We start from the raw sequence: 5956 nt of genomic DNA on the forward strand, positions 1-5956 counted from the left end.
GTAGATGCAATTATTTATAAGATAGATTATGTCTGGAACCTAGCTGGTGGGCAGCGATTCGCGCCCTGGAGGTTTCCTCCAGATCGAGCGAATCAAGACAGTGCCCACCCTACACGATATCTTATATTTAATTACGCCCAGATACTTACTCACGTTTTAGTGAATAGTGAATGATGTGAGTATAAAATATTCGGCTCGTAAAATTAATAATTATTAACTATTAACTATTAATTATTTTACCCAAGCTCGCTCCCACCCATCGCCACCAACTTCCAAGCCAGCATTCTGACTAGTTGCTTTGATGATTTGACGACCTTGACGAGTGCGAAGATCGATCGATAATAAACCCTTAAGCGTATCGCGACAACACATCACCAAACCCTGTTCTGTGGGCGTATTTACCATCGTCCCTGGTAAATCCGTCGTGCCGATTAGTTCTACTTCAAAATCGCTATTACTCGCTTGAATTCGCCATTCGCCCCAGGGTTGAATCTGCCAGCTCATCTGCGAATTCCAGGGGACGAATTCATAAAAAGTGTCGCGATAATGAACGCCAATCATCCCGACTTCTTCAGTCGTCCACAATACCTTGCGGCGTCCGCCACCTGCGGTAATTGCCAAACCAATCGTCTCGTCAAAGCTATTGCAATTTACCCAAAACCACTTCTGCGGAAAAGAGCGACCCCAGTTTTTTTCACTATACGCTGGCGCATTGGTAAAATCATAGCGTTCGCCCCGCCACTCGATCCAGCCTGTCGCCAAGCCATGCGCCATCAGAATCTGCCATCCCGGCTCAAAGACACTCAAGTACGATAATAAACCCGCCGTGGCTTGTTGGGGCTGCTGGGGCTGTCCCCAGCCATAAACCGGGACAGTATGATAACACCAGCGACACGCTTGTGAGGGTAGGTTGCCTTGGTGGAGAGTGGCGGTAACTTGATAGCCTTCAGTAATTTGGCGATCGAATTTGTCACTTGCTAACAATTGCGGTTTAATAGTTAAATTAGTCTCACCCCAATGTCCTAAGCTGAGGGAATCTTTGTCTGCCCAAAACTTATCGATATCTGGAAAAGAGCAGAGCAAATGTTGTTCGTCAATACCGAGTATTTGCGCTGCACCACCACGACGGTCGCTTTTACCTGAAGGATCTTCGATCGAGTACATGAAGGCAAATGATTCTCTAACCTTTGGCAATGTTAGCCGAAAATACCATCCTTCAAAAAAATCATTGTCGATACCATTCCAATGATAGCCACTATGGGGTACTTTCATAATTAACAATTATCAATTAATTTAACTAGGGATTACTGGCTCCAGATCTTCACCACAGAGATCGCTCGTATGAATATAAAAGATCGTCGATGGTTATCCCAGAATTGAGGCATAATCCTAATTCGGCTAGCTTGTCTAACTGTGTTTCTAGCTTCATGATTGTTTAACTCCAAAGCTCGCTTTTATGGCTATTTTAACATTAGTAAATCAAAAATTAATACTTCAATAACTATCCTGAATTGTCAATTGCCTACATCTATTAATACACAAAACAAGCGATCGGAAAGATTAGATACTCCCAGAAAAATAGCTTCCAGATAAATTGATAAAAATTGGCGATCGATTCTTTTTTTTCTAAATCGATATCTTGCGATCGCCACCAGAGCAAACCGAGTAATCCGGTATGAGAAATCGTCAGAAACCAGGTATTAATACTCGATGGTAATAGGATTCCAGCCGCGATCGTGCCAAGATAGGCGGTCGCGATCGCCCAGCGGGTAAAGTTGAAAACCGTTGATTTACCTAAAACAATTGTAAAAGTTTCGATTTGATACTTGCGATCGCCTTCGAGATCGGGGACATCTTTAAATAGGGCAATGGCAATGGTAAATACTAAGATAAACAGTGTCAGCACCCAAACACTCGGCGGTACAGACTCTCGACCCGTAAATAGTCGATCGAAATGCAAAAATAGTCCTAAATTAACAACACAACCCCTAACCGTCAAAATACAAATTGCGGCAAGTAGTGAGTATTGCTTGAAGCGAATTGGGGGTAAAGAATAAGCGGTACCGATCGCTAAACTTAGGGTAACAGTTGCAAATAACCACTTACCTAAGATAACCGAAATCGCGATCGCGAGTATCCCCGTCACCCCGACAATCCATTTACCTTGAGCGATGGATAATTTACCACTAGCTAATGGTAGATCGGGTTTATTGACGCGATCGATCTCGACATCATACAGTTGATTCAAGCCAACGATATAAACATTCCCACACAAACATGCAATCCAAGTTCCGATTAGTTGACCGATACTCAACCAGGAAATCGGACTGTGCGTGGTGGCGATCGCGATCGTGTACAGTGCAAATACACTTAAGCTGGTACCGATAATTGTATGGGGACGCGAGAATTTCCAGAGCTGTGATAGATACATTAGGCGGAGAGGATATGGGACGGGGGGACTGGGGGACTGGGGGACTGGGAGACTGGGGGATGGATTAGCTGCAAAGATCTACGATCGCAACTTAGAGCAGCAAGGTGATAATTTAATTGTAATTGAAGAAAACTTGGGTGAATTTGGTGCAGGTTCTTAAATGAGGGCAAATTAACAATGGGAAGCGAGATATCCGTAGGTGCCGCCCGACCCTGCTTGTGAGTGGGTGATGTCACAATAGAGATAGTTCTAAAAGTTAGATAGATATTGTGTCGATCGCAATTGATTCTAGTACCACTGCATCAGCTACGCTCGCCCAGCCTCGGTTGTGGATGCCAGAGCAGGTCTTGTTTACACCTGCGGCGATTGCCGAACCCTGGGGGCAACAAATTTTAGCCCGCACTCAGTCCTTAAATTTACCGATTGAAATTCTCCCTCACAACCGTTTAACCGGATTGCGGGGTGAAAATGAGCGCGAGACATATCAGATTGCCAAGCGCACTTTAGCTGTGGTGACAGCTCCTCCCAGTAGTTTCAAGCTCAGTCCGATTCCCCCTTCCGCTGATTGGCAGTTTCACCTTGCCGAAGGCTGTCCCGCTCACTGTCAGTATTGCTATTTAGCCGGGAGCTTGCAAGGGCCGCCTGTGATTCGGGCGTTTGCCAATCTGCCGCAGACGCTGGCAAATTTGGCTGCTTACGAGCGTACTGGTGAGGCAACTAGTTTTGAAGTTAGTTGCTATACCGACCCCTTGGGCATCGAGCATCTCACAGGCAGTTTAGCAGAGTGTATCCGTTACTTTGGTACTCGTAAAGATGGATATTTGCGGTGGGTGTCCAAATTTGATGGTGTCGATTCGCTGCTAGATTTGCCTCACAACGGGCATACGCGCTGTCGGTTCAGTGTCAATGCAGCACCCGCTTCGCAGCGGTTTGAGGGCGGTACAGCTCCCGTTGCGGCGCGGTTGCAGGCTGTCCATAAGTTGGCTTTGCCACCAGCGCGCGGTGGTGGTGGCTATCCAGTGGGGATTGTGATTGCGCCGATTATGCCGATTGAGGATTGGCAGTTGCATTATACAAATCTGCTAGACTCGATCGCGAATGCGTTAGATTTTGATTGCGATCTGACGTTCGAGCTGATTTCGCACCGTTTTACTCCCGGCTCCAAGGAGACGTTACTGGAGTGGTATCCCCAAACTAAGCTGGAAATGGATGAGTCCCAGCGCAAAGTCAAGCGCAATAAGTTTGGCGGTACTAAGTATGTGTATGAAAATGACATTATGAAGGAGCTACGCAGTTTCTTTATGCGGGAATTGGCGCGACGCTTTCCTGATGCCAAAATCTTGTACTGGACGTAGTGGCCTAGCTTCGTTCGAGTCCCGCCTCCGATTGAAATCGGGGCTAGTAATGCAAAGTCCGCCTACGCGGACTGATTAATTAACGTGAGTTCGGGATAAGAAAAATCGATGTGCTTCGCTCAAGCACCGCCCTGAACTAGAAGTGTATCCTTCGGATAGGCTTTGCCAACGGGCTAATAGCGATTCGCGCACGCCTTTGTTTCCCGACGGTTTGCGACTGAAATCACGCGGAGGTTCTCGACCCATGTGTTTCAGTCAAGACAGCGAATCAAGACAGCTCAAGTTCTCTGAAGAGAACTACCAAATTTGATTCAGTTCGTTTTAACGAACTTTGGCTATGAGCAACTAATTCATTTGAGGGCGGTGTAGAAACGAAGCCAGGAGTCCCCGGACTCCCTCTACTGGATGATAGCTAGCTACACCCTTTGAGTGAGGGAAGTATCGCTAAAGCTTTGTAAGCTGGGTGTAAATCATCTACAACAGCTTGAAAACTTATGGCCAGCCAAAGACAAATTCAAGACAAAGGCGAATCGACTCAAGCAGACTCGATTGAGAATGGAGCCGCACAGCAAGAAAAAGCCGACGGTACCAAAGCTAGCAAAAAAGCCGAACCAGCTTCAAAATCGGCACCCGATGACGCCCAAGGATCTCAAAAAATAGCGTCACTTTCGCAAGCATTAGAAGGCGATCTCAGCACTCTCGATCCTGACACTGCCCTAGAATCGATCGAGGCATTTCAAAGTTTATTAAAACAGTCCAAACAACCAGAAGCTAAAGAAATTGCGAGCGGGTTGAAAGAGTTGCAAAAACTCTTAAAACGTCCAGAGCCAAGCGGACACGAACTCGGCGAGCTAATCAGTCATTTAGGCGAGCAAACAATTGAGATCGCCGCTGATACTGACAAAGCACTCAAAACGCCTTTACAACATCTAGGTAAGCAACTGACTAAAATCGGTCGGTCATTAGCTAAAGCTGAAGATTCCGAGCAACTTGAAGACTTAGACTCACTGGTAGATACGCTCAAACAATCGCCAGATAAAATCGATGCCAAAGCTTCAGTTGGCGAGATCGATCGCTGGTACGATTTATTACACAAATCTGAAGATAGTAGCCTCAAAGAAATCGCCACCGACCTCAAAGCCCTCAAGCAAATCCTGAAAGGCAGTAAAACAAAAGGCGGTGAATTGAGCGAAAAATTAATCGAACTCGGTGAGAAAACAACGGCATCCGCCGCTGATGCCGGACGCGGTTTCAAAGGAGCGATCCAAAAACTCGGTAAAGCATTGACAACATTTGGTAAATCTTTAGCCTAAAGATGGGTTGATTAATTAACTCAGTTTGAGATTTTTAACATTTGTATAAATTGAGCTAGCCATACGCAAACACGGACGATCTCGCGATCGTCCATGTTTTTCACAACGCTCGAATTGCCAAATTTATTACTTATCTAAAGAGATGTCTAGAATCTCTACCAATAGAGAGATGAGCAATTTAGCTGAATATTTTATCTTAAATAAAGAGAGGGTTCATTGAAAACAATGAAAATAAATTAGGAAGGAGAACAATCGATGTCTATTAATCTTGAAGATTCAAAACGCACGGCAATTGCTTGTAAGCTAGCTGGAATCAAAGAATTCCAAAAACTACTAATCTCTAATGAGGAAAAGCTTATTGCTGCTAGTAGTGACCAGGAAGTTAACCATCGCCTAAGTTCAATGCTAGACGATGACAAAAAAAATCTAGGCGTTTTGGATACCATTATCGTCCAGTATGGTGTCAAAGGGGAGCCAAAAGAATCCGTCATGACGATGATTGACGAGATTACTAAGTTGATGGATGGCTCGGAACTTTCATTGTATGAAAAAGTTACCAAGCACGAGTCGCTAAAGCACGAGCAATTCATGTCTGGATATCTGCTGCATAAAGCTGCTCAAGTCATCGGCGCAGATGTAGAAGCCGCTTTCACCCCACTCAACACGGTCAACTTTGAGAACCGCGCTCATGAAGAACAACTCAAAGGTGTGATTGAATTGGTGGGTGTTCGGGAACTAACCGGACAAGAACCCAAGCAAGGTTTGTGGGCGCGAGTTCAAGATTCCGTAGCTGCATTTTCCGGTGTTGTCGGTAGTGTTGTCACTCAAAACAGTGATAAAGCTGACATGAATATTCA

Annotated in this window: 4 protein-coding genes and 1 pseudogene; 3 read left to right on the forward strand and 2 right to left on the reverse strand. The window is 45.3% G+C overall.

Annotated elements, in window-relative coordinates; translation table 11 throughout:
* Positions 1–231: 231 nt before the first annotated feature.
* On the reverse strand, positions 232–1272 hold the full coding sequence (locus RMO52_RS08115) for a tocopherol cyclase family protein (protein WP_310412759.1): 1041 nt from the start codon (positions 1270–1272) through the stop codon (positions 232–234).
* A 259-nt stretch (positions 1273–1531) separates the two neighbouring features.
* Positions 1532–2431 (reverse strand): homogentisate phytyltransferase, encoded by a 900-nt coding sequence (locus tag RMO52_RS08120; protein WP_310412762.1) that lies wholly within the window; start codon positions 2429–2431, stop codon positions 1532–1534.
* A gap of 332 nt (positions 2432–2763) precedes the next feature.
* Here RMO52_RS08120 and RMO52_RS08125 point away from each other — a divergent pair, with 332 nt between their 5' ends.
* From RMO52_RS08125 to RMO52_RS08135, 3 genes and pseudogenes are all read left to right on the forward strand, one after another.
* Positions 2764–3786: a spore photoproduct lyase family protein gene (locus tag RMO52_RS08125; RefSeq protein ID WP_396134918.1), complete on the forward strand. Its 1023-nt coding sequence runs from the start codon at positions 2764–2766 to the stop codon at positions 3784–3786.
* 494 nt (positions 3787–4280) lie between these two features.
* Positions 4281–5099 (forward strand): hypothetical protein, encoded by an 819-nt coding sequence (locus tag RMO52_RS08130; RefSeq protein ID WP_309737736.1) that lies wholly within the window; start codon positions 4281–4283, stop codon positions 5097–5099.
* A gap of 255 nt (positions 5100–5354) precedes the next feature.
* A pseudogene (locus RMO52_RS08135) lies at positions 5355–5956 on the forward strand (DNA nickase); the annotation flags it as partial.

This window comes from Chamaesiphon sp. OTE_8_metabat_110 (assembly GCF_031382685.1).
Lineage (GTDB): Bacteria > Cyanobacteriota > Cyanobacteriia > Cyanobacteriales > Chamaesiphonaceae > Chamaesiphon.

What these genes read in the sequence shown, in the direction of transcription:
- RMO52_RS08125 (WP_396134918.1), top strand. Translation starts at nt 2,764, where the DNA reads ATGCCAGAGCAGGTCTTGTTTACACCTGCGGCGATTGCCGAACCCTGG.
- RMO52_RS08120 (WP_310412762.1), bottom strand. Translation starts at nt 2,431, where the DNA reads ATGTATCTATCACAGCTCTGGAAATTCTCGCGTCCCCATACAATTATC.
- RMO52_RS08130 (WP_309737736.1), top strand. Translation starts at nt 4,281, where the DNA reads ATGGCCAGCCAAAGACAAATTCAAGACAAAGGCGAATCGACTCAAGCA.
- RMO52_RS08115 (WP_310412759.1), bottom strand. Translation starts at nt 1,272, where the DNA reads ATGAAAGTACCCCATAGTGGCTATCATTGGAATGGTATCGACAATGAT.